The organism is Martelella limonii (assembly GCF_013344475.1).
Taxonomy (GTDB): Bacteria; Pseudomonadota; Alphaproteobacteria; order Rhizobiales; family Rhizobiaceae; genus Martelella; species Martelella limonii.
This window is the reverse complement of record NZ_JABUOU010000001.1, coordinates 621,661-645,760: the sequence shown is the minus strand read 5'-3', so window position 1 is coordinate 645,760 and position 24,100 is coordinate 621,661. Positions and strand designations below refer to the sequence as shown.

Below are 24,100 nucleotides of genomic sequence, written 5' to 3'. Positions count from 1 at the left end.
TTGAATAAATTTCAGAGCTTTTCAATCCATCGAACGATTTGTCCCGTAATTCAGGCTAAACGAAACAGGCGGAAAACACGATGCACAAGCCCAGCGAAAACGCTTACAGAAAGATCCGAGCAGATCGAAAGGTTGCCGTGATCGGCTCGGGCATATCCGGTCTCTCCGCGGCCTGGCTTTTGAGCCGGACATGCCATGTGACCCTGTTCGAGGCTGACGGGCGCGCTGGCGGTCACTCCAACACGGCCGACGTGACGATCGGCGGCGAGACGATCCCGGTCGATACCGGGTTCATCGTCTACAATGAACGCAATTATCCGAACCTCACGGCACTGTTCTCCTATCTCGGGGTCGAGACCCAGGAATCGGAAATGTCGTTTTCGGCTTCGCTCGACAATGGCGCCTTCGAATATGGCGGCAGCAACATCGCAACCCTTCTGGCGCAGAAATCGAACATGCTGCGCTTCAGCTTCTGGCGCATGCTGTTCGACATTTTCCGCTTCTACAGGCATGCGCCTGCCCTTGCGAAATCCGAACACGCAGACTCTCTGACGCTTGGCGATTATCTTGATGCGCGCGGCTATTCGAGACGCTTCGTCGAGGATCATATCCTGCCCATGGGCGCCGCGATCTGGTCGACGACGCCGGAACAGATGCGCGGCTATCCGCTCGCCGCCTTCACCCGGTTTTTCGAAAGCCACGGCCTGCTGACGCTGGTGGACCGGCCGCAGTGGCGCACGGTAACCGGTGGCAGCCGGTCCTATGTAACCCGCATGCTGGAACAGATCAGCGGTCCCGTTCGGCTCAATGCGCCGGTCGACCGTATCCTGCGCGACGCCGATGGCGTGCGTCTGATGATAAACGGCGCCGAAGAACATTTCGATTCCGTCGTTGTTGCGACCCATGGCGACCAGGCGCTGAAACTTCTCGGCGATGCCGGCTCTCAGGAACAGGAAATCCTCTCCGCCTTCCGCTACACCATCAACGAGGCCTATCTGCACAGCGATGAGCGCATGATGCCTGCGCACCGCAAGGTCTGGTCGAGCTGGAATTATCTGGAACGGCGCGCCGGTGGCAATACCAGCCTCTGCGTCACCTACTGGATGAACCGGCTGCAGGCGATAGACGAGCGGTTCCCGATGTTCGTGACGCTCAACCCGGCCGAAGAGCCGCAGAACGTGCACGCCCGCTATACCTATGCACATCCGCTGTTTGATCGCGCCGCGATCGAGGCTCAGCGCAATCTCTGGCGTATCCAGGGTGAAGGCAATGTCTGGTATGCCGGCGCGCATTTTGGCAGCGGCTTCCACGAGGATGGCCTGCAGTCGGGACTTGCCGCTGCGGAGGCGATATCCGGCATCCGCCGCCCATGGCAGGTGGAAAACGAATCCGGCCGCATCTTCCTGGCGCCTGCAGAACCTCTGGCGGCCGAATGACGCTGCGTTCGTCGATCTACACCGGCGCAGTCTTCCACCAGCGCCACCGGCCGAAGAAACATGCACTGAACTACCGCGTGTTCTGCCTGCTGGTTGATCTGGACGAGCTTCAGGATATCAAGCTGAAACTCTTTGCGCACAACGGCTTTGCACTCTTCAGCGTTCATGATCGCGACCACGGGCACCTTGAAGGCGGCAATCTGAAGACATGGGCGCTCGAAGAGCTCAAAAAGGCAGGAAGGTCCGCGACGCGGATCCAGATGCTGTGCTATCCGCGCATTCTCGGTTACGTCTTCAACCCGCTGACCGTCTATTTCTGCTATGATGAGGATGACGCACTCACCGCCATCCTCTACGAGGTCTGCAACACCTTCAAGGAGCGCTTCACCTACATTATCCCGGTGAACGACGACAAGCGGCCGGTGCGTCAGACGGCTGAAAAGCAGCTCTATGTATCGCCTTTCATGCCGATGGATTGCCGCTATCACTTCACCATCGCACCACCCGGCGAAAGCGTGAAGATCGCGATCAACGAGACAGATGCCGAGGGCCCGCTGCTTTATGCCGCCTTTGAAGGCGAGCGCAGTGCGCTCAGCGACCGCGCCTTGTGGCGGATGTTCTTGCGCTACCCCTTGATGACGGTAAAAATCATTGCCGGGATCCACTACGAAGCATTGAAACTGGTCTTGAAACGGGTACCGGTTTTCAGACATCATTCCTCACCGGCGCGCGTTCAAAGCGCTGTGGCGGGCGGTGCGATTACAGATGAGGAATTTCATGAGCGGAAAGCCTGAGCGACAAAATCACGGACGGCTCAATTTCTGGCAGCGGATGATTGCCAGGATGGCCGGACGGATTACCGCGGGATCGTTGAGGCTGACCTTTGCCGATGGACGCAGCTACCACGTACGCGGAGAGCGGCCCGGCCCTGATGCAGCCATAACCCTCAACAATGCGCGTCCGCTCATTGAACTGATGAAAGATGGCGACCTCGGATTTGCACGCGCCTATATCGCCGGCGACTGGGATACGCCCGATCTTGCCGCCGTGCTCGACCTTGCCGCCGCCAACGAGGCGGAGCTTTCGCGCGCGATGGCATCGTCCTTCCTGTTCCGACGCTTGAGCCTCATCCGCCACTCCCTGCGCCGCAACAGCCGCAGCGGCAGCCGGCGCAACATTGCCTTTCACTATGATCTCGGAAATGCCTTCTACAAACTCTGGCTCGACGAGACGATGACCTATTCCAGCGCGCTCTACGAGGGGCGCGACCGGTCTCTTTCCGAAGCCCAGACGGCGAAGTATGACCGTATCATCGCGCGACTACAGATCGGCCCGGAAGATCGCGTGCTCGAGATCGGATGCGGCTGGGGCGGGTTTGCAGAACATGCAGCAGCGCGTACCGGATGCCACGTCACCGGTCTCACGCTCTCAAAGGAACAGGCGAAGTACGCCCGAGAACGTCTTGCTTCTGCAGGACTTTCAGACCGAGCGGATATCCGCCTGGAAGATTACCGCGACTGCACCGGGACATTCGACAAGATTGTCTCGATCGAGATGTTCGAAGCCGTGGGCGAAGAAAACTGGCCCGTGTTCTTCAAGACCGTCAACGAAAGGCTGGCGCCCGGCGGAACAGCCGTGATCCAGTCGATCGCGATCGAGGACCACCGCCTTGACGATTATCGCCGCAACCCCGATTTCATCCAGGCTTTCATCTTTCCCGGCGGCATGCTGCCGTCGATCGAGAGTTTCAGAAAGGGGGCAAGCGGCGCGGGACTGAAAGTGAAGGACCTGTTTTCCTTCGGCAAGGACTATGCCCGCACGCTTCTGGAGTGGGAGGCCCGTTTTCTCGCCGAATGGGACGCGATCGCGCCGCTCGGCTTCGATGAGCGTTTCCGCCGGATGTGGCGCTATTATCTGAACTATTGCGCGACCGGCTTCGATGCCGGGCGGATCGACGTCGCCCAGTTCCACCTGCAGAAGCCTGCCGTTTGACCGGTCAGGCCTCTCTGCGCGGAAAGCGAAGGGCAATGAAGGCCGCAAGGCCCGCGGCGCCCGTGATGTTGAGGTAGCGAAGCCCTTCCATGTCCTCTTGCTGGATGGACACGAATGGCGCGCCGATCCTGCCATAAAGCAGCGCCAGCGCTACGAACGGAAGCGCGATCAGTGTGCGGGAAAGCCAGCGCTCCGAGGCATAGAATGCCTGTCCGCCGAGCATGATACAGGCAAACAGAAAGGCGAGCGTGCCGCTGTCCTGGCCCATCAGAAACGCAATCATCACGGTATCAGCCGTGCCGACGAGCACGACGCCCATGCGCGCTGTAAGGCTCCAGCCCTTTCTTGCGAGAAACCAGACCGCGAGATAAAGCGGCATCGTGAGGGCTGCGAGCAGCGAGGCATGAAGCGCGCTTTCGGCCACGAACCAGACATAGAGCGGATAGACTGGCTTGTTGAGGGCGATGACCAGCCCGACGGCACCAGCCGCGCTGGCAAGCGCGTCCGGAGCCGGATGCGCGCCGTCACCGGCGCGCGGGCTCTGGTTACGATTCGCCATGGCCGGACTTCGGCGGGCCGGGAAAGAAGGCATTTACCCGCGCCTTGTAGGCGCGAAACGCATCGCCGCGGCTTTCTTCCATGTGTTTCTCGAGGAACGGAATGCCGGAGACATGGTTCAGCAGCCAGTACATCATGATCGGCGCGAGCAGCGAGACGAGGACAGGAAGGATGGCCTCAAACCCGGCAAGCGCCATGCAGGGCCAGGCGCACCACCAGAGCCACTCGAAGAAGTAGTTGGGATGGCGGGAATAGCCCCAGAGGCCGATATCGCAGACCTTCTTGCCTTCCGGTTTTTCACGCTTGAACCTGGTGAGCTGCCAGTCCGCCGTGCCCTCACCGGCAATTGCGATGATGGCGATGGCGAGCGCCACCCAATCCAGCACGCCGGCAAAGGGCGCAGGGTTGAGAATGGCGGCGTAGATCGACAGGGTCAGCACGAAGGTGGCAAAGGCCTGGATCATCAGGAACCACCAGAGCCGGAAGCTTGCGTTTTCGCCCCATTCCTCCATCAGCTTCGCATAGCGGGGATCATCCTTGATCTTGGTGCTGCGGCTGAAGATGTGACCGGCAAGACGGGCAGCCCAGAGGCCCACCAGAACGCCTGCGAGCCATTTGCGCGCCGGATCCCCTCCTTCGGAGAACACGATCACGGCAAGACCCGCAAGCCCGGTAAGCGCAGACCAGATCGCATCGATCCAGCCGCTGTTGCCGGTCATGCGCTGAACGGCCCATGCGCCGGTCATCCCTGCGCAGATGAAGATGAAAACCAGAACCAGAAGTGTGATGGACAATGCCCTCTCCGATCATGCGTGTGCTTATGCACAGCACTACGTCCCGCACGCCCTTCTGGATCGATCAGCCCGGCGAAAGACCGCGCTGCCGTTCCGACCGCCGGCGCATCACTTCCAGGAATGTCAGCAGGATGACCGACAAAGTGACCAGGATCGAGGCGACGGCCAGGATGGTCGGCGATATCTGTTCGCGCAGGCCCGTGAACATCTGCCAGGGCAGCGTCTTCTGCGAGGCCGAGCCCAGGAACAGAACGACCACCACTTCGTCGAATGATGTGATGAAGGCAAACAGCGCGCCGGAAATCACGCCCGGCAGGATCAGCGGCATCTGGACCTTGAAAAAGGTCGTGACCGGATTAGCGCCGAGGCTTGCTGCCGCCCGCTCCAGCGAACGGTCGAAGCCGACCATGGTTGCGGTCACGGTGATGATCACGAACGGGGTGCCAAGCACGGCATGGGCGAGCACCACGCCCCAATAGGTGCCCTGAAGGCCAACGCGGGAATAGAAGAAATACATGCCCGCCGCGGAAATGATCAGCGGAACGATCATCGGGGAAATCAGGATCGCCATGATCGCGCCGCGGAACGGCACGTGGCTGCGCGCAAGGCCGATCGCCGCCAGCGTTCCGAAGCCGGTCGCAAGCAGCGTCGCCATGGGCGCGATGATCACCGAGTTCCAAAGCGCCTGCTGCCAGTCGGGATTGGTGAAGAAATCCTGATAGTGCTTGAACGAGTAACCCGACGGATCGAGCGCCAGCATCTTCGGCGTGAAGGTGAAGAAATCCTCCGCGTTGAAGCTGAGCGGAATGATCACGATGATCGGGAAGATCAGGAAAAAGAAGATCAGGCCGCAAATGACCAGGAACACATAGTGCCAGATCTTCTCGAGCGGCGAATCATAGGGGTGAATGGCCATGGTCCCTCTCCTATCCGAGCTTCACATTGTCGATGCCGACGATCTTGTCGTAGAGCACGAACATGAACATCACGACGACGAGGAGGAGCGTGCCGAGCGCGGCTGCAAGCCCCCAGTTGAGCGAACTCGAAATGTGATAGGCGATCCGGTTCGAGATGAAGATGCCGGACGTGCCGCCGACCAGTTCCGGCGTGATGTAGTAGCCGATCGACAGGATGAAGACGAGCACCGCGCCGGCGCCGATGCCGGGCACGGACTGCGGGAAGTAGACCCGCCAGAACGCCGTCCAGCTTGTTGCGCCAAGGCTGCGGGCGGCCCGCACGTAAGTCGGCGAAATCGTCTTCATCACCGAATAGAGCGGCAGGATCATGAAGGGCAGCAGGATATGGGTCATGGCAATGATCGTGCCGGTGGCATTGTTGATCATCACCAGCCGGTTGGCATTGTCGACAATTCCCGCCCATACCAGCAGATCATTGATCACGCCCTGCGTCTGCAGAAGCACCTTCCAAGCGGATGTGCGCACCAGGAGCGAGGTCCAGAACGGCAGCAGCACCAGCACCATCAACAGGTTGGCGCGCGCCAGCGGCAGATGCGACAGAAGGTAGGAGATCGGATAGCCGAGCACCAGGCACGAACAGGTGATGATCATCGACAGCATCAGCGTGCGGCCGAACAGGAACAGATAGATCCGCTCGTTCTCCGGCTTCATGCCGATGCCGTCAGGGCCCATTTCGGCGTCGACGGCGTTGAGGAAATAACCCGGCGTATAAGCCGGTGAATACATCTTCAGAACCGTCCAGGTATCGTGATTGCCCCAATCCCTGTCGGATTCGATCAGCTGCCCCTTGATGTCGGGCGAGCCCGGCTCGATCTTCTTCACCGTGCGCCCGGCCTTGCGGAACAGGCTCGACATGCCGGCCTGCTCGTAGTTGAGCCGCGAGCCGAGGCGGGTATGGGTCTTTTCTTCGACAGCCACGGTCAGATCGTCATAGAGCGCCACAAAGGTCGCCTCGTCCGGCAGATCGCCGGTGGAGGCATCCCAGTCCCGAAGCGCAAGCGTGGTCTTCGGCAGGGTATCGGCGACGATGTTGTTTTCGACCGAGCGGAACAGCATGTCGGCAATCGGTGCGATGAAGGCGACGAGGACGAAAGCCAGGAGAGGCGCGATCAGCAAAAGCGAGCGCATCTTCTCGCGCCGCAACGCCTTCCTCAACGCCTGTTTGAGCGGCTTTCCCTCGCCGGTCAGGATTTGTTGCTCAGCCACGCCGTTCTGTTCCCCTGTTTTTTTATTTGGTCTGGAGCGGATTGCGGAAAACGGCCGCGCCGCCGCCTTCCCCAATCGGCTCCCTGCCCCGACACATCGGGGCAGGAATATTCAGGACCGCAGTCCCGAGATGCGCCCGGCTCTTGCGGGCGCGCTCTCGGCGTTACTGGGCGAGCCAGGCCTGGAACTTCTGCTCCACGTCGTCCTGGTTGTCGGCCCACCACAGGATGTTGTTGACCAGATAGTTGCCCATGTTGTCCGGGTTGGTCGGCATATGCTCGGCCATCGGAATGCCGAGATCGGCGTGGTCGCCGACGAGCGGCTGCGAGGAAGCGCGGGCCGGGCCGTACGAGATGTACTTGGCCTGATCGGCGAGGCGCTGGGTATCGGTGGCGAACATGATGTAGTCCTTCACCAGCGCAAGCTTCTCGTCCGAGAGGCCGGCGGGGATCACCCAGCCGTCATAATCGAACACCTGCCAGTCCCACAGCATCTTCACCGGCTGATCCTGCTCGGCAATCACGCTGAACAGACGGCCGTTATAGGTCGAGCCCATCACGATTTCGCCATCGGCGAGAAGCTGCGGCGTTTCGGCGCCGGCGGACCACCAGATGATGTCGTCCTTGATGGTGTCGAGCTTGGCGAGCGCGCGGTCGACGCCTTCGGGCGTGGACAGGACGTCATAGAGATCCGCCTTGGCAACGCCGTCGCAGATCAGCGCCCATTCGAGGTTCTTCTTCGGGCGCTTTTCGAGCGCGCGCTTGCCCGGGAAGGTATCGGTGTCGAAGATTGCGCAGAGATCTTCCGGCTCCTTGCCGTTCCAGGCGGCGACATCGGTGCGGTAGCCGAAGGTGGTCGAGAACACGATCTGCGGGATGAAGCAGTCGTTGATCACGGCATCGCCGAAGTCGGCCACGGCGGTTCCGCCGTCAGGTGCGGGAGCGGTCCATTCGTTGAGGTCGATTTCCATGGCAAGGCCCTCGTCGCAAAGACGCTGGCTGTCCGGGCCCTCGACGTCGACGATGTCCCAGGTGATGTTGCCGGTCTCGTTCATCGCGCGCAGCTTGGCGACGGCCTCGTTGGAGGATTCGTCGTTGATGATCGTCACGTCCGGATTTTCAGCCATATAGGGCTGGTGATAGGCCTTGTCCTGCGAGGCCGAATAGGCGCCGCCCCAGGAGACGATCGTCAGGTCCTCGGCGAGTGCCGCATTGCCCATGGCCACCGTCGCGGCGGAGGCCAGAATCACGGTACGAAGTTTCATAGAAGTTCCCCTTCTTACGTTTTGACTGGTTGCGTTTATCCGGCCGGCCACAGCAGCGGCCGGCCTGCTCATCGAAAGTCAGGCGGCGTAATCGAGCGCCTTGCAGTCGCGTGCGGCAAAACCGACCGTCCGCGTCTGACCGACCTCGAGATCCCAACGTTCGCCGCGGTTCCTGACCTTCACGATGAATTCGTCATTGCCGCACACGCTCATCCTCACGCGGATGTGGTCGCCGAGATAGATGAGCTCCTCGATACGGCCGGTCACCTTGTTCTCGACATTTTCGGGCGCGATCAGCTCCACCCTCTCGGGTCGCAGCGACAGCGTGGTGCGGTCGCCTTCGCTGGCGACATTTACCTTTTCGGCCACCAGCGTAGTGCCATCCTCGACCTTGACGGTACATTCATTGCCATCGATCGATGTCACCGTGCCATGGAGCGTGTTGTTTTCGCCGATGAACTGGGCGACGAACGAATTGCCCGGATGCTCATAGAGCGCGTCAGGCGGAGAAAGCTGCTGGACAATGCCGTCATTGAACACAGCGACCCTGTCCGACATCGTCAGCGCCTCGGTCTGGTCGTGGGTGACGTAGACGAAGGTGACGCCGAGATTGTCGTGAATGTGCTTGATCTCGTACTGCATCTGCTCGCGAAGCTGCTTGTCGAGCGCGCCGAGCGGCTCATCCATCAGCACCAGTTCCGGATCGAACACGAGTGCTCGGGCGACCGCCACGCGCTGCTGCTGGCCGCCGGAAAGCTGGGCCGGGCGGCGATTGCCGAAACGGCCAAGCTGAACCATGTCGAGCGCGCGCTTGACCTTCTCCTCCTGCTCCGACTTGCTCATCTTCCTGAGCTGCAGCGGAAAGGCGAGGTTCTCGGCGACCGTCATGTGCGGGAACAGAGCGTAGTTCTGGAACACCATGCCGATGCCGCGCTTGTGCGGGGGCACGTTGTTGATCGGTCGCTCGTTGAGGTAAATTTCGCCGCCGGTCGCAGGCTCGAACCCTGCGAGCATCATGAGACAGGTTGTCTTTCCCGACCCCGAAGGGCCCAGCATCGTCAGAAATTCGCCTGGCGGGATATCCAGGTTCAGGCGTTTGACGACAAGGCTTTCGCCATCATAGCTTTTTTGAACATTCTCGTACTTAACCGATGCGCCACGGTTACTCGCCATATTGTCCCCATCTGTTTTGCCTATCGCTTTCTCTTGCGCGATTTTTAGGCAGTCCGTACCCAATACTGCAATTCACGCTCCTCAAATCAACCTCAAAATTCATGTTCTTGATGCATGAAGGCCGATTTCGCCTGAAAACGCGGGGTCCGGAGCGCTGGTTTACGACTTTCGTCTAACGCCACCGAGCGGCGAGAAGAGCCGAGCCATGCCGCGTTTGCAGGTCAGGAGAGTGTACTGCACCCAAGGATGCCTCATGCGCCGATTTGCGACATGGGTGTTACAGAGGGGCGGCAGTCAGATCGATTCGACTTCGATCGTGAGCCCGTCATAGCCGGGTTCGACGTGGTCGGGGGTTTCCGCCATCACGGTGTCGTAGTCGAGCGGCACATGCATGTGCGTCAACACCGCGCGTCTGGCGCCGAAGCGCTCGATCCATTCAAGCGCCTGCGTGAGCGAAAGGTGGCTTGGATGGCGCTCATACTGGAGCGCATCGATGATGATGAGATCGAGGTCGCCAAGCTTCTTGATTGCCTTTGCAGGAAAATCACTGACATCGGTGCAATAGGCGACATTGCCGATGCGGAAGCCGAGGGAAACGATGTCGCCATGCTGCTGCGCGAAAGGTGAAAGACGAATAACACCGCCCGGCCCCTCGATCACCACCGGCGTTTCGAGATCGTCGATGACATGCGGCTCGGCGATCGGCGGATAGGCGCTTCCCTCCGGCGTGGTCAGGCAGTAGGCGAAACCGTCAAGAATGCGGCCCATCGTCACCGGCTCCGCATAGATCGGGATGCGCTTGCGCTGGGTGTGAAAATAGCCGCGAATGTCGTCGATGCCATGCAGGTGATCGGCATGGGCGTGCGTATAGATCACCGCATCGATGCGCTTGACGCCAGTGCGCACCATCTGCTCGCGAAAGTCGGGCCCGGTGTCGATCACCACCGTCGTCACGCCGCCATCGGGCGCAATCTGTTCGACCAGTAGCGCCGTGCGCGTACGTCGGTTCTTCGGATTGTCAGGATCGCAAGCGCCCCAGTCTCCCCCGATCCGCGGAACGCCGGGCGAAGACGCGCAGCCGAGAATGGTGAAGCGCTGGCGGTATCCCACGGTTTCAGACCCGCTTCATCTTGGAAAAGCAGCGGAAGGCATTTTCCGTGGTGATGCGCGCAATCTCTGCCTCGCTCACACCTTTCACCTCAGCAAGCACCCGTGCGGTGTTGACCACATAGGAAGGCTCGTTGCGCTTTCCGCGGAACGGCGTCGGCGCAAGATAGGGGGCATCGGTTTCCACCAGAAGCCGGTCCATCGGAACGTCGGCGGCGATATCGCGGATCTCCTGCGAATTCTTGAAGGTGAGGATGCCGGAGAACGAGACATAACCGCCAAGGGCCACCCCGGTTTCGGCCAAAGCCCTGCCGGATGAGAAACAATGCAGGATGAAGGGAAAGGCGCCCGCCTCGGTCTCCTCGGTCAGGATCGCCTTCATGTCGTCATCGGCGTCGCGGCTGTGGATCACCAGCGGCAGCCCGGTCCGGCGGGCGGCATCGATGTGGCGCCTCAGGCCGATCTTCTGGGCTTCGGCCTTCTCAGGCTCGTAATGATAGTCGAGCCCGGCCTCGCCGATCGCGACCACCTTTTCATGGGCGGTCAGGCCGACCAGATCCTCGACCGAAATGTCGAGTTCCTCATCGGCATTGGCGGGATGGGTGCCGACCGAGCAGAACACATTTTCGTATTTCTCCGCAATCACAAGGACTTGCGGAAACTTCTTAACGCGCGTCGAGATCGTCACCATCTGCGCCACGCCAGCCTCTCTGGCGCGGGCGACGAGATCATCCCGCTCGCTGTCGAAATCCGGGAAGTCGAGATGGCAATGGGTATCGATCAGCATGAAAGTCTTTCTATTCCTCGGGCGCGACATAGCGCGGGAAGACCGGAGCCGGCTTTTCCAGCGGCGTGCCAGCCTTCAGACGGCCCGCCTCTCCCAGATGCGCAAAGGAACGCTCGGTTTCCGGGATCACCAGCAGATCGAGCAGTTTTGCAGCCGATTCCGGCATGGCGGGCTGCAGCAGGATCGCGATCTGGCGCACCACTTCGGCCGTCACGTAAAGAACCGTCGCCATCCGTTCCGGATCCGTCTTCTTCAGCGCCCAGGGCTCCTGGCCGGCGAAATAGCGGTCGGCCTCGGAGACCACGGCGATGATCGCGGCAAGCGCGCGGTGGATGGCAAGCTTGTCCATCTCGCCCCGGACCGTTTCAACCACGCCGTCGGCGGTGGCAAGCATGGCCTTGTCTTCGTCGGACAGAGCGCCGCAAACCGGCACCTGACCGTCGCAATTCTTGACGATCATCGACAGCGAGCGGCTGGCAAGGTTTCCGATGCCATTGGCAAGATCGGAGTTGATGCGCGTGCCGATCCCCTCGTCGCTATAGCTGCCGTCCTGCCCGAAGGAGACCTCGCGCAGGAAGAAATAGCGGATCGGGTCGAGGCCGAAATGCTCGACCAGGTTGAACGGATCGACGACATTGCCGACCGACTTCGACATCTTCTCGCCCTTGTTGAGCAGGAAGCCGTGGGCATAGACGCGCTTCGGCAGCGCCACGCCTGCCGACATCAGAAAGGCCGGCCAGTAGACAGCATGGAAGCGGATGATGTCCTTGCCGATGATGTGAATGCCGGGCCAGAAATCCCAGAGAGCCGCATTTTCATCCGGGAAGCCGAGCGCCGTGATGTAGTTCGTCAGCGCATCGACCCACACATACATGACGTGATCGGGATTGCCGGGTACGGGGATGCCCCAGTCGAAGGTCGTGCGGGAGATCGACAGGTCCTTCAGGCCGGACTTGACGAAGGAGACAACCTCGTTGCGGCGCTCGTTCGGGCCGATGAAATCGGGATGGGCGTCGTAATATTCGAGCAGCCTGTCGCCATAGGCCGACAGCTTGAAGAAATAGCTCTCTTCCTCGACCCATTCCACCGGCGAACCGAGCGGTTCGCGGCGCACGCCGTCTTCGCCGACGGTGGTTTCGCCCTCGTCGAAATAGGCTTCCTGACGCACCGAATACCAGCCGCCATACTTGCCGAGATAAATGTCGCCGTTGTCTTCCATCCGCTTCCAGAGCGCCTGAACCGCGATGCGGTGACGCTCCTCGGTGGTGCGGATATAGTCGTCATTTGAGCAGTTCAGCTTTTCGAGCAGGGTCCGGAACACGGCCGAGTTCTGGTTGGCCAGCTCGATCGGGGCGATGCCCTGTTTTTCGGCTGTCTGCTGCATCTTCTGGCCATGTTCGTCCGTCCCGGACAGAAAACGCACATTCTTGCCGTCGAGGCGTGCGAAACGCGCCAGCACATCGGTCGCAATCATCGTGTAGGCATGACCGATATGCGGGGAGCCGTTCGGGTAGAAGATCGGCGTCGTGATGTAGAAATTATTGCCCTGGTCGGTCATGTCCGGTGTCCGTCTGCGCTGTTCTTGCCGGCTGCCGCGCCGGTTGTTTGCCCGGTCTTAACCCCACTGTCGCCGAGCATCAAGTCAAACCGGAGGAAGGCTGCTCTCAATTGACGGCGGCGCGTATCCGGGCGAGCAGATCGAGCACCAGCTGCTTGCGGTCAAGATTGAACGCCTCGGCCTCGGCGACCTCCCCCGTCACCGCAGAGGAGAATGCGGCAAGCCGTTCGGCCTTTTCAAGATCGCCGGCAAGCGCTGCGGCCCGTGCCCGCGCCTTGATATCCTCATCGATGTGGCTCATCAGGAAATCGAGCACGACCTCGTTTTCACGCTTGGCCATGGCGTCAGCAAGCTTGTGCATCGTCAGCCGCGCCTCGCCATCGCCGCCCTCGAGCGTGGCGCGGTAGCTGTCGATGATCTCGCCGCCGCCATAATTGACGAGCTTCAACGCTTCCGAGACGCTGCCATTGGCAAGCTCCGCCAGACGCGCCTGCTCCTCGCCCGCGGCATGGACGCCAAGCGCGCCAAGGGCGCGCACCAGGTCATCCTCGTGAAGCGGCCGCAACCGAAGCGGCAGGCAGCGCGAGCGGATCGTGGGCAACAGCCTTCCCGGCGTATGCGAAATCAGCAGGAACATCGCATGTCTGGGCGGCTCTTCCAGGATCTTGAGAATCGCGTTCGCCGCCGATCGGTTCAGGTCGTCGGCGGCATCGACGATCACGATCCGCCAGTTGCCGGTGCCAGACGTCTGCGACAGGAAATGCCCTGCCCGGCGGACCTCATCCACCGTGATAGCGCTTCGCCGCTTGCCGGTCTTCACATCCACAGGGCGCTCAAGATGCAGAAGATCGTGCGACGCACCGGCGATGATCTGGCGCGTGAGCGGCGCAGAATGGTCGGGGGCGATGATATGATCTGGGGCGCTCTTCGGATCGGGATAGTGAAGCACATGGTTGGCGAAACGAAAGGCAAGCGTCGCCTTGCCGATGCCCTCACCGCCTTCGAGCAGGATTGCGTGATGGCCCTTTCCGCTTCTGTAGGATGCGGCAAGATAGGCCTCGGCCTCTTCATGCCCGTAGAGATGAGGATTGGCAGCGGGGTGAATGGCGCCTTCCAGAACGAGATCGTCAGCCATGGACTTTCTCCCCGAGCAGGGGGGAAACGGCCTGCCAGACGGCTTCCGCGACCGTTTCCGGCGCGCCATCGGCTGCAATGATGCGGCAGCGCACCGGCTCAGCCTCGGCGATCTTCAGGAAAGCCTTTCTGCGCGCTTCATGAACGGCGATATCATCCTTTTCAAACCGGTCCGGCGTGCCGGCAAGCGCCTTTTCCGGCGAACGCGCCGCCACGCGTTCGAGCCCTTCCAGGGCATCAAGATCGAAGATCAGCGTGAGGTCAGGAATGGTGCCGTCGACGGCAACGCGCTCCACGGTTGCGACAAAGGCCGGATCCAGGCCGCCGGCCGCGCCCTGGTAGACGCGCGAGGAATCCATGAACCGGTCGCAGAGCACGATCTTGCCTTCAGCAAGCGCGGGGCGGATGATCTCCTCGACATGATCATTGCGGGCTGCGGCAAAGAGAATCACTTCCATGCCAACGCCGAATGGCTCGGCAGCGCCCGACAGCAGCACATGGCGCACGGCCTCTGCGCCTGGCGAACCACCCGGTTCGCGGGTGACGACCACCTTGCGGCCAGCCTTTGTGAGCCGCGCAGCGAGCAGGCGGATCTGGGTCGACTTGCCGGCCCCCTCGCCACCTTCAAAGCTGATAAATAGCCCGGTTTTCACGCTGTCTTTTCCCCTGACGGATCGGTCCGTCAGGGTTTAGAGGAATTCGTCTTCCGGCAAAAGCCCCGAAGACGCTATCTCTTGAACGGAATCGGAACGACTGTCGCCGTGTTTTCAGCAACGATGGTCTCAGCCGCGGCGCTTGCTTCATTCGCTGCGACGGGCTTTTCTTCCTCGACCATGGCAAGCTTGGCGCTTGCGGCCTCTGGCGCGACCGTATCGGCCTCCGCTGCAACTGCGACAGCAACCTCGGTTGCTTCCTCGGCTGCGGGCGCGGCGGCGGCAACCAATGTGGCAGGTTCTGCTGCGGCATCGACAACAATAGGGGCCGACATATCAACAGCCGCCGCCGGCGCAGGCTCAGCCGCTGCCAGCTGAACATCTCCGAATCGGCCAGGATCGACGCCTTCCGGCACATCCTTCTTCTGATAGGAGGCCATCAGGTAGTCCATGTCGTCGGCATCCTTCGATGCGGGACCGACGTAATCGACGCGGACATTGGCAACGCCGTGGCCGGTGACCTTCAGCATCTCCGCCGCCTTCTTCGAAAGATCGATGATCCGGCCAGATACGAAAGGACCACGGTCATTGACGCGAACGACAACGGAGGTGTTGTTGTCCAGATTGGTGACACGCACATAGCTCGGAAGCGGCAGCGTCTTGTGCGCGGCCGAGAGGTGGTTCATGTCGTAGATTTCGCCGCTTGCTGTGCGGCCACCGTTGAATTTCGGGCCATACCAGGAGGCAAGGCCGGTCTTGGAATACTTGGTATCCTGCTTGGGCGTGTACCACGTTCCGCGTACCTGATAGGGCTTGCCGATCTTCTGGTAAGCGAGCGCCTCGGCCTCCGAAATCTTGTTTGCTTCAGCTTCGGCGAGTTTCGCGGCCTCTTCATTGCTGTCGACTGCTGTAGAAGCAACGGTCGTGCACGAAGCCATCAATGCCGTCAAAGCGAGCATCGCAAGCGAAGTGGAAAACCGGAATTCTGTCATGCCAATCTTTCTTACGTCTATGTCGATGTTCCGGCGGATATGCTTGCCGGAACCCCTGGACCTTGAAATTTTGTCAAGCTGTCCTATGAGGATGCTTGATGGCGTCATTGTGGCGCGTTAACAAAATTGGCGAAAATGCGCAACCCGCAATTGCCCGAACAAGGCCCGGACCGCTCCTGCTTGTCCGCAAATCCGGGCGAAAACAACCGCAAACGATCATCGGCATTGACCATGCTTCGCACACGATGATAAAGGCCAAGCTCTAAATCGCAAACACAAATAATTCGTGAATTGCCCGCTCAGGAGGAGTGGCCGAGCGGTTTAAGGCACCGGTCTTGAAATTCGGTTAAGACCGTTCTTCACTGTCACGCGCTATTCCGCAACGTCCCGTATTGCTGGGTGTTTCACGCGCCTCACTCATCTTCCGTCATCAATAGAATCCTTTTGTGCTACCGTGTTAGGTAGCAAAATGGTAGCAACCTGTTCTCGGGGTGTTCTCAATGACCAAAGCGAATTTCAGGCAGGCAGATATTGAGCGGTTGATTAAGGCCGCAAAAAAGTGCGGTGCAACAATCCAGGTCAATCTTAGGACTCTCGTGGTTACGATCTACCCCAATGGAAAAGAAGGCATAGAACCCTCAGTCGAAGCTCCCGACGGCAAAGAAAACTGGGACGACATGCTTACGCTGGAGAAATGGCGCAACCGACATAAGCGAGGGCGTGGCTCCCTCTGAGCGGTTCGCACATTAGAATCCGTGAAAACCGATTTGCGAAGCGCTATAATAAGGGGGGACAGGCCCGATACCCTTGTTTTCGCGCTTTCTCGTAAAGATTAAGCCTACTCTAACAGTTCAGAGATGTACCCCACAGGAGATGAAATTGTCAGATACCGATACGCCTCTACAATTTTTGGGAATCGAGCAGAGCGGAGAGAATTGGATAGTCGAATTTGCATGGCAAACCACCGGTCCTTTCCATGAATGGTTAAAGGCAAGCATCAAAGTGCCCGTCGAAACCGCCGATGAAGATATCCTTCGTGTCGGAAGGGCGTTCTTCCACGACATTTGCGAACGCGCTCTTGCGGAAACTAAAGATTGGAAGATCAGCGAGGACGAGCTTGCCAAGCTGATATCATCGGATAGCTAAGCCGCCTGAAGCAGCCTGTCGAACAATTCCGGCGTCAGCGGTCGAGAGTCCGGGACGGGCAGGCGTGGAAGTTTCGCGACCTTCCGCTGGAACGTCTCGGATGACCGTTTGCACTGCCTACAGCAGAATTTTGCCCACGGCATTTTCGAAACAAACTCGTTGGAGCACCATTCACATTTGAGGTGGTGCTCGGCATAGCCCTGCCTCTCGCGATAAGCACGGTTCGATACTAGCTTGGCACAGCGTTTTGAGCAGTATTTTGCATAGGGCGTTGTCGGGCGGAATCTCGTATCGCAGAATGCACACGCACGGGTCTCTTCAGCAAATTTGACCTTCCACTCTTTATGCTGATGCAGTCCTCGGCACTTAAGCGAACAACACATTTGGTTTCGGTTTGTCGGCTGATATGTAGTTCCGCATTCCACACATTGACGCTCAAGGAGGAGGCTTTCCCCTTTCTGGTGTCGAGAGACACAGCGGGGCGAACAGAAATCGGCGCTCTTTCGATCGCTGTAAAACGTTTTACCGCAATAGATGCACTCTTTCGGCGGGTTTTCCAATTTCTCCACGAGACGATAGGCCGAACGCATCGTGGCGTCTCTGATATTACTGTCTTTGGTAGCACGAGCCTCAAGCGCGGCTTTCGCGCACTCCTTGGAGCAGAAGCGCTGTGATCGTGTTCGCTCTACGTCTTCCATTGGCGCTTGGCACCATGCACAGAAGTCCGGCGACTGGGTGTAATATTTCTGGCCCTGATACCAGGTCGGACGCTTTGCTCCTATCCGCTGCAAGGCCTCTTCGACAACTCGTGTGGCCTCATAATCTGATTGGTTCCAGGCAAAACCTTGGAGGCAGAGCGCCGCGCGGAGACCGTGGCGGCAATCGGCCTCGTGTTCGAATTGGGTCAGGCGGAAGTCATCCAAGATATCCATCACGGACTCGACTGTGCGTTCCCTCTTCTGCCCTTTCAGGATGCGAGGCAGTGGCTTCGGACGTTTTTTCGGGCCGTGCCGGTATTCGTCCCAGCCCGCCCAGTATCCGTCTTTCCAGTTCCCGTGCTTTGCTCCACCGGCTTTCATCACATCACCCGAAAATCGCGTCAAAGAGGCCGGCTGTTAGCTGCCGGGTCGAATGCTGATCATCGCGCCGCCCTTGCTGCTGCTGGATGCGCGTATTTTCAATGAACGCCTCATCCATCGCCATCAGCGTAGCGATGTGATCCGGTCGCATCTCCCAGCGCATCAGGCGGCAATAAGCCTCGACCTCCAGATAGGAAATCGGGTTCGGCCCGAACGAATGCCACGTCCGCGTTCGACTGAGGTCGAGAAACCAATTCCAAAGCAGACCGCCGCCGGCGGGTATGGCGACACCCCTGCCCTCGGAAAGATTCCGCTTCACTGCCTCGACAAGCCTCTGGTCGTTCCGCATCAATCGCCCACCCGGAGCTTATCGCCCCGCTGCATTTTCCAGTCTTTCAGCAAACGCGCTGTGATGCCGTCCCTTCTGATCGTATAGACAACCGCCGCGCCTCCGACCATGCCGGAATAGCGCTGAGCCTCGAAGACCCGAAGCAAAGCAGCATCCAGATTTTCAGTTGTCCCTTTCAGGCCGGGGAAGCCCATCGCAAAGGCGTTATCTCGGTCAAAGCCGGCGACCAGTTTCCACAGATCACCTTTTGGTTCAGGCGACGCGAACACATCATCAATTGTCGTGACCCCGTAAGGCCCAGCACCGCCCTCGCTCCCCTGAGTTGAAAGGTGGATGCAAAAGGGATCGCTATGTCGACCGATGCCCACACCTGCGACCGCAACATCAAAATGATGAATCCGGGGGAAGATGCGCCGCCAAGAGTAGCGGAAGTAATCGAGTTTCTTGGGGAACACCCTGATAAGCTCGTCTTGCGAGCTGCATTGTCCGGCCATTAGAAAAATCTCTCTGGACCGAGAGATACTGCCCCTCACCATCACGACGGCATTTAGGTGCGGTATCGGCAAAGCCTTCACCGCGTGGTATCTGAAGTGGCTTTTGAAGAAGGCCGCTGTATCGCAGGCGAGGTGTATGCAATCCTGCTGCGGCAAGATGATCACGGAGCTCATTTCTTTCTCCTCCGGAATACGGCCTTGCAGGGACCTGTGACGATCGCAATCCCCAAAGCCTGCGCCACGCTGACACTGACGCCGCCGATAGTGAATAGCGTACTACTGAGAAACGCGCTGATGCTGGCAGGCTCGGCCAACGCGGCAGTCGAAGAACCCAAAAAAATCATGAAAACGAGTGCGAATACTCTCATTGAAGCTTCCTTTCGAATTACCGAGTGACCGGCCTGTTCAACTGGCGCTGACTGTCATAATGGGCAGCACGGGCGGCCTCGCCGCGAAGATTCTTGGAGATGGCAGCGTTTGTTCGTTTTTCGGATTTGGCCACGACGCTCTCGACGTAAGGCGCGATAGAGCCTTGGCTGTTGGCGGCAACGCCCACGGTCACATGCACATTCTGAGAGCTGCGACCCGGTGCGACTAAGGGGAGTTGATGATTGGGGATCACCTTTGATCCGCGCGGCAGGTCTACCAACTCGGGGCCGCGCTCACCCACGAGAGACATTCCCCCGGGCGCAAACTGCGTTCCGGATGCATGGGCGGGAAGACCGAACAGCCCACCGAGAAGACCAGCACCTCCTCCGAAGAGTCCTGCCAGCGGTCCGCTGCCGAACAAAGCGGCCTGCGCTGCGGCCTCGATAAGTTTGTTGATCATGTTGTCCAGCGCGGCGTTTCCGGTCTGAATGGCCGGTATCATCGCCAAGAAGCTGTCAGAAGCGATATCGCCGAAGAATTTCGCGGTTTCGGCCGCTCTCTCTTGTGCCGCACTCTGGTCGTAAAGAGATTCTGTGAGGCTCGTAATGGTTGCCTGTTCAGCCTGCGTCGCAGCGGCTCCGGCGCGCCTGAGGTTGGTGTAAACCTCTTTCTCACGGTCGGTCATTTGGAGCATGGCAAGCTCATCCTGCAACGCCTGTACCATGCGCTCGACCGAACGATGATCCCTGTCCGAAGAACGGCCCCTCCCTCTACCGCCTCTTCCACTGCCGCCCGCCGTTGAAACCGTGATCGGAGGCAGCATTGTGGTTCCGCCGCCATCGTCCGGATAAAGACGTTGGTTCAATATACCGGTGATCTCGGCGTCTTTTTCATCCGCCACGACCTTTTGCCGGTTAAGGTTGTTCAGAACACGCCGGCGCTGTTGATCGGTCATGTTCGGGTTGCTTTGGGTCTCCAGTATCTGATTTTCCAGAGAAATGCGTTCACGCGCTAACTGGGCCTGCTTGACCTGAAGGCTTTGCGTGCTCCGGTTTTCGAACTCACGAAACAGATCGATGAACGACGCAAGCGCGGAAGCAGCCTCAACAATCGCCGTCTTCAGAGCAGTACCAACCGTGTCGGCGACGATGCCAAACTGCCTATCCAGTTCTACAGCTTTATCGATCAGGTCTTCGTCCATGACGATGCCGAGATCATGAGCGGCATCTATCGCATCGCGTATGCCGGCCTCCCCGTCCTCGATCAGCTTGACGAATTCTTCGCCACCCGTTCCGCCGAAGATTTCGTCAGCGATCCGGATTTGTGCCGCTTTGTCCAGCTGCTGAAGGCGACCGATAATCTCCGCGAAGAGCGCCGACGGATTTTTCAATTTCTCAGCCAGGGTCTCGGCGTCATACCCAAGACGTTTGAATGCCTCGGCAGCGGACCCACTTTTGCCCTTTGAGAAAATAAACTCGTCCGCCCGAAGGTTCATTTCCTTCAAGCCATCGGTCAGTGCATCGACGCCAATTCTGTTCTGATCGGCAACATATTTTAGTTCCTGGAATGCCTCGACATTAACCCCGGCAATCTTGGCCTGATAACCTACCTCCGCGACGCCCGCCGCGACGTCCTGGACCTTGGAAACGACGGCGGTTAATCCGGCGATCGTGAGACCACCAACAAGCCCGCCGGCAAAGGCCTTCCCGAAGGTGCCAATCTGGGCCGTGGTGGAGGCCAGCGCCTTGTTGATCGTTGCCGTAGAGCGAACCATATCGGCTTCCATGCGCTTGGTCGCAGTGGTGGAAGACCTCCGCATCCGATCATAGTTGCGGTCCGCTGTGCTCCCTGCCTTTCTCATGTTCTTCTCGAAGTCGCGTATTCGCGCCTCAAGCATTACCACAAGCCGTTCTTCGTCGGTGGCCATCAGAAATACCCCATGTCTTCGGTAAATTCGGCACTGTCGTAAACCGAAAGGTTGCTGTTGCCTGCGGCGGCTCTTCCTACGGCCATCGCACATGCCACCGCGCCGTCGATACGGTCTCGGCTTTTGCCCTTGTGGAAAGACTTGTTCCCGGCCTTGTCGGTTTCCACTGCGATATTGTCGAAATGCCACCGCAAGATCGGATGACCACCATGCAGGAAGCGACGGCCAAGAATGGCGCGCTCAAGCTCTTTGACGGCGGGTGCCATGGTCACCCATCCCTGTCGCATCTCCACAGCCGGGAAACCATCATCCAGAAGGTTGTTCAGCATGTTGCGCGCAAGGTGCGGGTCGAATGCGATCTCGCGCACATTGAAGCGGGCGCACAGTTCCCGGATCTCGTCTTCCACCATGCGGAAATCGACAACGTTGCCGGGGGTGGGCAGAATGTGCCCGTCTTCCGCCCATTGGGGATAAGGCACTCCATCCTTGTCGGCGCGCCGGCGAAGATTGTCTTCCGGGCAGAAGAACCACGGCCAGACATCATAGCCGGCCTCAGGGTCGCCCCATGCCGCGACAACGGCGGTCAGGTCGTTGTTGGAGGATAGGTCCACACCCAGCCAGCACGGCGCTTGTGTGGCTTCCTTGTCGGCAAGATCAACATCGCCCCGGCCTTCGTCATAGACCGACATTTCCACGAACGGCGACGACGAATGATCGAGCCAGCGATTGAGGTTGTACTGCAGAAAGCTGTCGCGATCCGCAGGTGAATTGATCGCCTTGCGGGCCTTGTCCCGATAGCTCTCAAGATCGGGGTAGCCGTGCTTCATGCCGGGATTGACGGCGAACCACGTGGCTTCATCCTGCCAATCGTCACCCTCTTCCGACATGAAGATCACCGGCAACGTGGCGGGATCTTCTATCTCGCCCTTCTGGACTTTGATGGCGTACTCAACCGTCTTCCACGCAAGGTTTTCCTGCCCTCGCCCGCTGGTCGTGGCGACGATCAACAGCGTTCCCGGCACCTTCACAAGCGCACTATCCAGTGCTTCCCACTGGCGTTGTCCGGCGCGGCCCTCCCATGCGTGAAGCTCATCGGCGATAACGACATTCGGGGTCTTGCCGTGCTGCACCTTTCCGTCAGAAGCAACGGCGATATAGCGCGACCGCTCTTTTCGAAAGCTGATCGATGAGGTGTATTCACGCACGGACAGGTGCTTTTCCATGCGCCGATCGCCCTGCACGATCATGGCCGCTTCGTTGAAAAGCTCCATCGCCTGCTCATGGGCAGATGCCGCCGAGACGGTCAGACCGCCGGGAAGGCGCTCCGGCCCCATCAGATGCAACAGCGTGATACCGGCGCAAAGGCTGGTCTTCCTACCACCACGGGGCAACAGAAGCACAAGACGGCGCACGATGCGCGAACCATCTTCATGGCGCGGACCATAGAGCTTTCGGATTATGCGCTCTTGCCACGGGTCAAGCTGGAACGGATGACCGGAGGCCGGGTTTTTCGGATGCTTCAGACGGCGTAGCCATTGCACCGCGCGCTCGCCATACCCGAACGGATCGGGGATTTCGGAACCGTCATCAATCCAGGAGGGAATCATCATCGTCATCATCCCTTATCGCTGGACGTGAACGGGAAACTGGGGTCAGCCCCAGTTCGGCGGCAAGCAGGCGGGCAGACTGCATGGCCTTGTCCTGAACCCTGAATAGCTTCACAGTTATCTCAGGATCGTCCGTTGCCTGCATCTGGCCTTCCACCTCTCGGATACGACCGACGCACACACAGTAGTTTTCAAGGCTGGCAAGATCGGCTGTCGTCAGTATCCGGCGCTCAACCAGAGTCGGGATGACACGACGCCATTCCTTCTTGGCGTCGGCGGACAGCCATGAGGGGGCCGGCGGAACCTTCCGCATGGCCCCGTTATCGACAACGAGGTGGGGCTTCGTTCCCTTCATGACAGCCTCACACATCTGATTTCGAGACCATTGCGCCGGCCGATCTCCTTCAACCCTTTGATGTTGAAGTACGTCCCCGAGCCGTATTCGACACGGTCAGCATTGGTAATGCCGTCGATATACCGTGTACGAAACACGATCACGGCCTCATCGCTGGCACCGAAATCACGGATGAACTCCTCGGTGCTTGACTCGACTTTCTGGCCGCGAAGTGTTGCAATGTCTTGCCAGATGAAGACGGGTGCGCCGAATTCATCAACGGTGCTCGTGTAGCGCTGAATGGTGATTGTACGGTCGAGGTTTCCCGCTCTCATTGGGACACCTCGACTACAATCGCTTCGACGCTGACAACAGCGTGGCTCGTCTCGCCATCAGGGTCGCGCAGGAACCGCATGGATGCAACGCGGCAGTCAACACAGTGATAACCTGAGCCGAGCACGAGTTTTGACGAATGCAGGGCTGATCGCAGCGCCCCGGCTATGGCCCTTACGCCAGTGAGGCTGGGTTCCTTTTTCCAGATATGCAAGTCCATGTAGATGTGATGACGATCACGGGCGATGCTGTTGCCATCGTCAACGGTCTGGCCCGTTCCGATAATGATTGACGGGTCAGGGGCTGGTCGCTCATTGCGGTCCAAGATATGCCCAGCAGGCACGTTTGAAACCACGTCTTCTGTCGTCACCAGACGATCGCGTACGGCTTTCTGGAGTGCAAGTTCAGCATCCATCATGTGCCCCAATGCTGCCTGACGGCCTTTGAAATGGCTCGTTTAGTACGATTGGCGATGCGCTTTTTCAGGAGCCGAACAGACGGCCAGAAGAACGGCTGCGCCGGCATCTTCGTGCTTCCATATTCGAGCAAGTGTGGATACCGCACGTCTTCATTTCCGACCGTCACCGCAACGGTGTTCTCGGCCACGATCTGAGAGCCGCCGGGCTGAGAATAGGCCGGCGTCTGTTGCTTCGGGCCCGTGACAGCAACGCTGTTTTTCAGATCGCCACTATCTTCTGGCGCAAGTTGCTTGACCGTTCTTGCCAGCTCGTTTCCTGATTTCAACAATGAAGGATCGACCGCCGCGCGAACCTCTTTCGGTATGGCATTCAAGCGCCGCTTCAGCCGGGAGATTCCGCCATCATCTGCCAT

27 protein-coding genes are annotated in these 24,100 nt (G+C 59.2%); 5 read left to right on the top strand and 22 right to left on the bottom strand.

What is annotated here, in order from left to right:
• Positions 1-80 precede the first annotated feature (80 nt).
• From HPQ62_RS03040 to HPQ62_RS03030, 3 genes are read left to right on the top strand one after another with little or no spacing between them, the layout of a single operon-like run.
• Positions 81-1,436 (top strand): NAD(P)/FAD-dependent oxidoreductase, encoded by a 1,356-nt coding sequence (locus HPQ62_RS03040; protein ID WP_174801010.1) that lies wholly within the window; start codon positions 81-83, stop codon positions 1,434-1,436.
• A complete protein-coding gene (locus HPQ62_RS03035) occupies positions 1,433-2,230 on the top strand; it encodes a DUF1365 domain-containing protein (protein ID WP_174801009.1) in 798 nt (265 codons plus the stop codon). Before HPQ62_RS03040 ends, HPQ62_RS03035 begins: the two co-directional genes overlap by 4 nt.
• Positions 2,214-3,428: an SAM-dependent methyltransferase gene (locus HPQ62_RS03030; protein WP_174801008.1), complete on the top strand. Its 1,215-nt coding sequence runs from the start codon at positions 2,214-2,216 to the stop codon at positions 3,426-3,428. The genes HPQ62_RS03035 and HPQ62_RS03030 overlap by 17 nt, the downstream gene beginning before the upstream one ends.
• Positions 3,429-3,432: 4 nt before the next feature.
• On the opposite strand, the gene HPQ62_RS03025 is transcribed toward HPQ62_RS03030, so the two are convergent.
• The 12 genes from HPQ62_RS03025 to HPQ62_RS21165 all read right to left on the bottom strand — a co-directional run bounded on the left by HPQ62_RS03025 (position 3,433) and on the right by HPQ62_RS21165 (position 15,631).
• Complete coding sequence (locus HPQ62_RS03025; RefSeq protein ID WP_174801007.1) at positions 3,433-3,987, bottom strand: hypothetical protein; 555 nt, start codon at positions 3,985-3,987, stop codon at positions 3,433-3,435.
• Positions 3,974-4,780 (bottom strand): DUF1295 domain-containing protein, encoded by an 807-nt coding sequence (locus HPQ62_RS03020; protein WP_244629531.1) that lies wholly within the window; start codon positions 4,778-4,780, stop codon positions 3,974-3,976. Before HPQ62_RS03020 ends, HPQ62_RS03025 begins: the two co-directional genes overlap by 14 nt.
• Positions 4,781-4,844: 64 nt before the next feature.
• Entirely contained in the window at positions 4,845-5,696 is an 852-nt protein-coding gene (locus tag HPQ62_RS03015) for an ABC transporter permease (RefSeq protein WP_174801006.1), read from the bottom strand.
• A gap of 10 nt (positions 5,697-5,706) precedes the next feature.
• Positions 5,707-6,900, bottom strand: a complete 1,194-nt coding sequence (locus HPQ62_RS03010) for an ABC transporter permease (RefSeq protein ID WP_206678048.1) — start codon at positions 6,898-6,900, stop codon at positions 5,707-5,709.
• A gap of 226 nt (positions 6,901-7,126) precedes the next feature.
• Positions 7,127-8,227: an extracellular solute-binding protein gene (locus HPQ62_RS03005; RefSeq protein WP_174801005.1), complete on the bottom strand. Its 1,101-nt coding sequence runs from the start codon at positions 8,225-8,227 to the stop codon at positions 7,127-7,129.
• A gap of 78 nt (positions 8,228-8,305) precedes the next feature.
• Positions 8,306-9,400 (bottom strand): ABC transporter ATP-binding protein, encoded by a 1,095-nt coding sequence (locus HPQ62_RS03000; protein ID WP_174801004.1) that lies wholly within the window; start codon positions 9,398-9,400, stop codon positions 8,306-8,308.
• A gap of 294 nt (positions 9,401-9,694) precedes the next feature.
• The gene (locus HPQ62_RS02995) at positions 9,695-10,510 is read right to left on the bottom strand and encodes an MBL fold metallo-hydrolase (RefSeq protein WP_174801003.1); all 816 of its coding nucleotides are present in this window, start codon (positions 10,508-10,510) and stop codon (positions 9,695-9,697) included.
• 4 nt (positions 10,511-10,514) lie between these two features.
• Complete coding sequence (locus HPQ62_RS02990; protein WP_174801002.1) at positions 10,515-11,294, bottom strand: TatD family hydrolase; 780 nt, start codon at positions 11,292-11,294, stop codon at positions 10,515-10,517.
• A 10-nt stretch (positions 11,295-11,304) separates the two neighbouring features.
• Positions 11,305-12,852, bottom strand: a complete 1,548-nt coding sequence (metG, locus tag HPQ62_RS02985; protein ID WP_174801001.1) for a methionine--tRNA ligase — start codon at positions 12,850-12,852, stop codon at positions 11,305-11,307.
• Positions 12,853-12,958: 106 nt separating this feature from the next.
• The gene (locus HPQ62_RS02980; RefSeq protein ID WP_174801000.1) at positions 12,959-13,987 is read right to left on the bottom strand and encodes a DNA polymerase III subunit delta'; all 1,029 of its coding nucleotides are present in this window, start codon (positions 13,985-13,987) and stop codon (positions 12,959-12,961) included.
• Positions 13,980-14,639, bottom strand: a complete 660-nt coding sequence (gene tmk / locus HPQ62_RS02975) for a dTMP kinase (RefSeq protein WP_174800999.1) — start codon at positions 14,637-14,639, stop codon at positions 13,980-13,982. The genes HPQ62_RS02980 and tmk overlap by 8 nt, the downstream gene beginning before the upstream one ends.
• Before the next feature lie 74 nt (positions 14,640-14,713).
• Positions 14,714-15,631, bottom strand: coding sequence for a septal ring lytic transglycosylase RlpA family protein (locus HPQ62_RS21165; RefSeq protein ID WP_194246258.1), 918 nt, complete (start codon positions 15,629-15,631; stop codon positions 14,714-14,716).
• A 500-nt stretch (positions 15,632-16,131) separates the two neighbouring features.
• Here HPQ62_RS21165 and HPQ62_RS02965 point away from each other — a divergent pair, with 500 nt between their 5' ends.
• Together HPQ62_RS02965 and HPQ62_RS02960 are read left to right on the top strand one after the other, a co-directional pair.
• The gene (locus HPQ62_RS02965; RefSeq protein WP_174800998.1) at positions 16,132-16,365 is read left to right on the top strand and encodes a hypothetical protein; all 234 of its coding nucleotides are present in this window, start codon (positions 16,132-16,134) and stop codon (positions 16,363-16,365) included.
• Positions 16,366-16,510: 145 nt separating this feature from the next.
• A complete protein-coding gene (locus HPQ62_RS02960) occupies positions 16,511-16,777 on the top strand; it encodes a hypothetical protein (RefSeq protein WP_174800997.1) in 267 nt (88 codons plus the stop codon).
• Here the strand turns inward: HPQ62_RS02960 and HPQ62_RS02955 are convergent.
• Genes HPQ62_RS02955 through HPQ62_RS02910 form a run of 10 tightly spaced genes read right to left on the bottom strand, consistent with a single transcriptional unit; the run spans position 16,774 to position 24,100 of the window.
• A complete protein-coding gene (locus tag HPQ62_RS02955; RefSeq protein WP_174800996.1) occupies positions 16,774-17,856 on the bottom strand; it encodes a hypothetical protein in 1,083 nt (360 codons plus the stop codon). The two genes, HPQ62_RS02960 and HPQ62_RS02955, sit on opposite strands and share 4 nt — an antisense overlap.
• 4 nt (positions 17,857-17,860) lie before the next feature.
• The gene (locus HPQ62_RS02950) at positions 17,861-18,205 is read right to left on the bottom strand and encodes a phage tail assembly chaperone (protein ID WP_174800995.1); all 345 of its coding nucleotides are present in this window, start codon (positions 18,203-18,205) and stop codon (positions 17,861-17,863) included.
• Positions 18,205-18,873 carry a hypothetical protein gene (locus HPQ62_RS02945; RefSeq protein ID WP_174800994.1) on the bottom strand — a complete coding sequence of 223 codons (669 nt, stop codon included), beginning with the start codon at positions 18,871-18,873 and terminating at the stop codon, positions 18,205-18,207. The genes HPQ62_RS02950 and HPQ62_RS02945 overlap by 1 nt, the downstream gene beginning before the upstream one ends.
• A complete protein-coding gene (locus HPQ62_RS02940; RefSeq protein ID WP_174800993.1) occupies positions 18,870-19,067 on the bottom strand; it encodes a hypothetical protein in 198 nt (65 codons plus the stop codon). Before HPQ62_RS02940 ends, HPQ62_RS02945 begins: the two co-directional genes overlap by 4 nt.
• Positions 19,068-19,084: 17 nt before the next feature.
• Complete coding sequence (locus HPQ62_RS02935) at positions 19,085-20,995, bottom strand: phage tail tape measure protein (protein WP_174800992.1); 1,911 nt, start codon at positions 20,993-20,995, stop codon at positions 19,085-19,087.
• On the bottom strand, positions 20,995-22,605 hold the full coding sequence (locus tag HPQ62_RS02930; protein WP_174800991.1) for a terminase large subunit: 1,611 nt from the start codon (positions 22,603-22,605) through the stop codon (positions 20,995-20,997). The genes HPQ62_RS02935 and HPQ62_RS02930 overlap by 1 nt, the downstream gene beginning before the upstream one ends.
• Positions 22,583-22,957: a phage terminase small subunit P27 family gene (locus HPQ62_RS02925; RefSeq protein ID WP_174800990.1), complete on the bottom strand. Its 375-nt coding sequence runs from the start codon at positions 22,955-22,957 to the stop codon at positions 22,583-22,585. The genes HPQ62_RS02930 and HPQ62_RS02925 overlap by 23 nt, the downstream gene beginning before the upstream one ends.
• Positions 22,954-23,271, bottom strand: a complete 318-nt coding sequence (locus HPQ62_RS02920) for a phage head closure protein (protein ID WP_174800989.1) — start codon at positions 23,269-23,271, stop codon at positions 22,954-22,956. The genes HPQ62_RS02925 and HPQ62_RS02920 overlap by 4 nt, the downstream gene beginning before the upstream one ends.
• Entirely contained in the window at positions 23,268-23,684 is a 417-nt protein-coding gene (locus HPQ62_RS02915) for a DUF3168 domain-containing protein (RefSeq protein WP_174800988.1), read from the bottom strand. Before HPQ62_RS02915 ends, HPQ62_RS02920 begins: the two co-directional genes overlap by 4 nt.
• Positions 23,684-24,100: an HK97-gp10 family putative phage morphogenesis protein gene (locus tag HPQ62_RS02910; protein ID WP_174800987.1), complete on the bottom strand. Its 417-nt coding sequence runs from the start codon at positions 24,098-24,100 to the stop codon at positions 23,684-23,686. The genes HPQ62_RS02915 and HPQ62_RS02910 overlap by 1 nt, the downstream gene beginning before the upstream one ends.

Excerpts from the sequence above, each read along its gene's own strand:
- HPQ62_RS02950 (WP_174800995.1), bottom strand. The coding sequence starts at position 18,205 with ATGCGGAACGACCAGAGGCTTGTCGAGGCAGTGAAGCGGAATCTTTCC.
- HPQ62_RS02990 (WP_174801002.1), bottom strand. The coding sequence starts at position 11,294 with ATGCTGATCGATACCCATTGCCATCTCGACTTCCCGGATTTCGACAGC.
- HPQ62_RS02910 (WP_174800987.1), bottom strand. The coding sequence starts at position 24,100 with ATGGCAGATGATGGCGGAATCTCCCGGCTGAAGCGGCGCTTGAATGCC.
- HPQ62_RS03025 (WP_174801007.1), bottom strand. The coding sequence starts at position 3,987 with ATGGCGAATCGTAACCAGAGCCCGCGCGCCGGTGACGGCGCGCATCCG.
- HPQ62_RS02945 (WP_174800994.1), bottom strand. The coding sequence starts at position 18,873 with ATGAGCTCCGTGATCATCTTGCCGCAGCAGGATTGCATACACCTCGCC.
- HPQ62_RS02930 (WP_174800991.1), bottom strand. The coding sequence starts at position 22,605 with ATGATGATTCCCTCCTGGATTGATGACGGTTCCGAAATCCCCGATCCG.
- HPQ62_RS02925 (WP_174800990.1), bottom strand. The coding sequence starts at position 22,957 with ATGAAGGGAACGAAGCCCCACCTCGTTGTCGATAACGGGGCCATGCGG.
- HPQ62_RS03000 (WP_174801004.1), bottom strand. The coding sequence starts at position 9,400 with ATGGCGAGTAACCGTGGCGCATCGGTTAAGTACGAGAATGTTCAAAAA.
- HPQ62_RS03040 (WP_174801010.1), top strand. The coding sequence starts at position 81 with ATGCACAAGCCCAGCGAAAACGCTTACAGAAAGATCCGAGCAGATCGA.
- HPQ62_RS02940 (WP_174800993.1), bottom strand. The coding sequence starts at position 19,067 with ATGAGAGTATTCGCACTCGTTTTCATGATTTTTTTGGGTTCTTCGACT.
- metG (WP_174801001.1), bottom strand. The coding sequence starts at position 12,852 with ATGACCGACCAGGGCAATAATTTCTACATCACGACGCCGATCTTCTAC.
- HPQ62_RS02965 (WP_174800998.1), top strand. The coding sequence starts at position 16,132 with ATGACCAAAGCGAATTTCAGGCAGGCAGATATTGAGCGGTTGATTAAG.
- HPQ62_RS03005 (WP_174801005.1), bottom strand. The coding sequence starts at position 8,227 with ATGAAACTTCGTACCGTGATTCTGGCCTCCGCCGCGACGGTGGCCATG.
- HPQ62_RS21165 (WP_194246258.1), bottom strand. The coding sequence starts at position 15,631 with ATGACAGAATTCCGGTTTTCCACTTCGCTTGCGATGCTCGCTTTGACG.
- HPQ62_RS02980 (WP_174801000.1), bottom strand. The coding sequence starts at position 13,987 with ATGGCTGACGATCTCGTTCTGGAAGGCGCCATTCACCCCGCTGCCAAT.
- HPQ62_RS02920 (WP_174800989.1), bottom strand. The coding sequence starts at position 23,271 with ATGAGAGCGGGAAACCTCGACCGTACAATCACCATTCAGCGCTACACG.
- HPQ62_RS03030 (WP_174801008.1), top strand. The coding sequence starts at position 2,214 with ATGAGCGGAAAGCCTGAGCGACAAAATCACGGACGGCTCAATTTCTGG.
- HPQ62_RS02955 (WP_174800996.1), bottom strand. The coding sequence starts at position 17,856 with ATGAAAGCCGGTGGAGCAAAGCACGGGAACTGGAAAGACGGATACTGG.
- HPQ62_RS03015 (WP_174801006.1), bottom strand. The coding sequence starts at position 5,696 with ATGGCCATTCACCCCTATGATTCGCCGCTCGAGAAGATCTGGCACTAT.
- HPQ62_RS02915 (WP_174800988.1), bottom strand. The coding sequence starts at position 23,684 with ATGGATGCTGAACTTGCACTCCAGAAAGCCGTACGCGATCGTCTGGTG.
- HPQ62_RS02935 (WP_174800992.1), bottom strand. The coding sequence starts at position 20,995 with ATGGCCACCGACGAAGAACGGCTTGTGGTAATGCTTGAGGCGCGAATA.
- HPQ62_RS03035 (WP_174801009.1), top strand. The coding sequence starts at position 1,433 with ATGACGCTGCGTTCGTCGATCTACACCGGCGCAGTCTTCCACCAGCGC.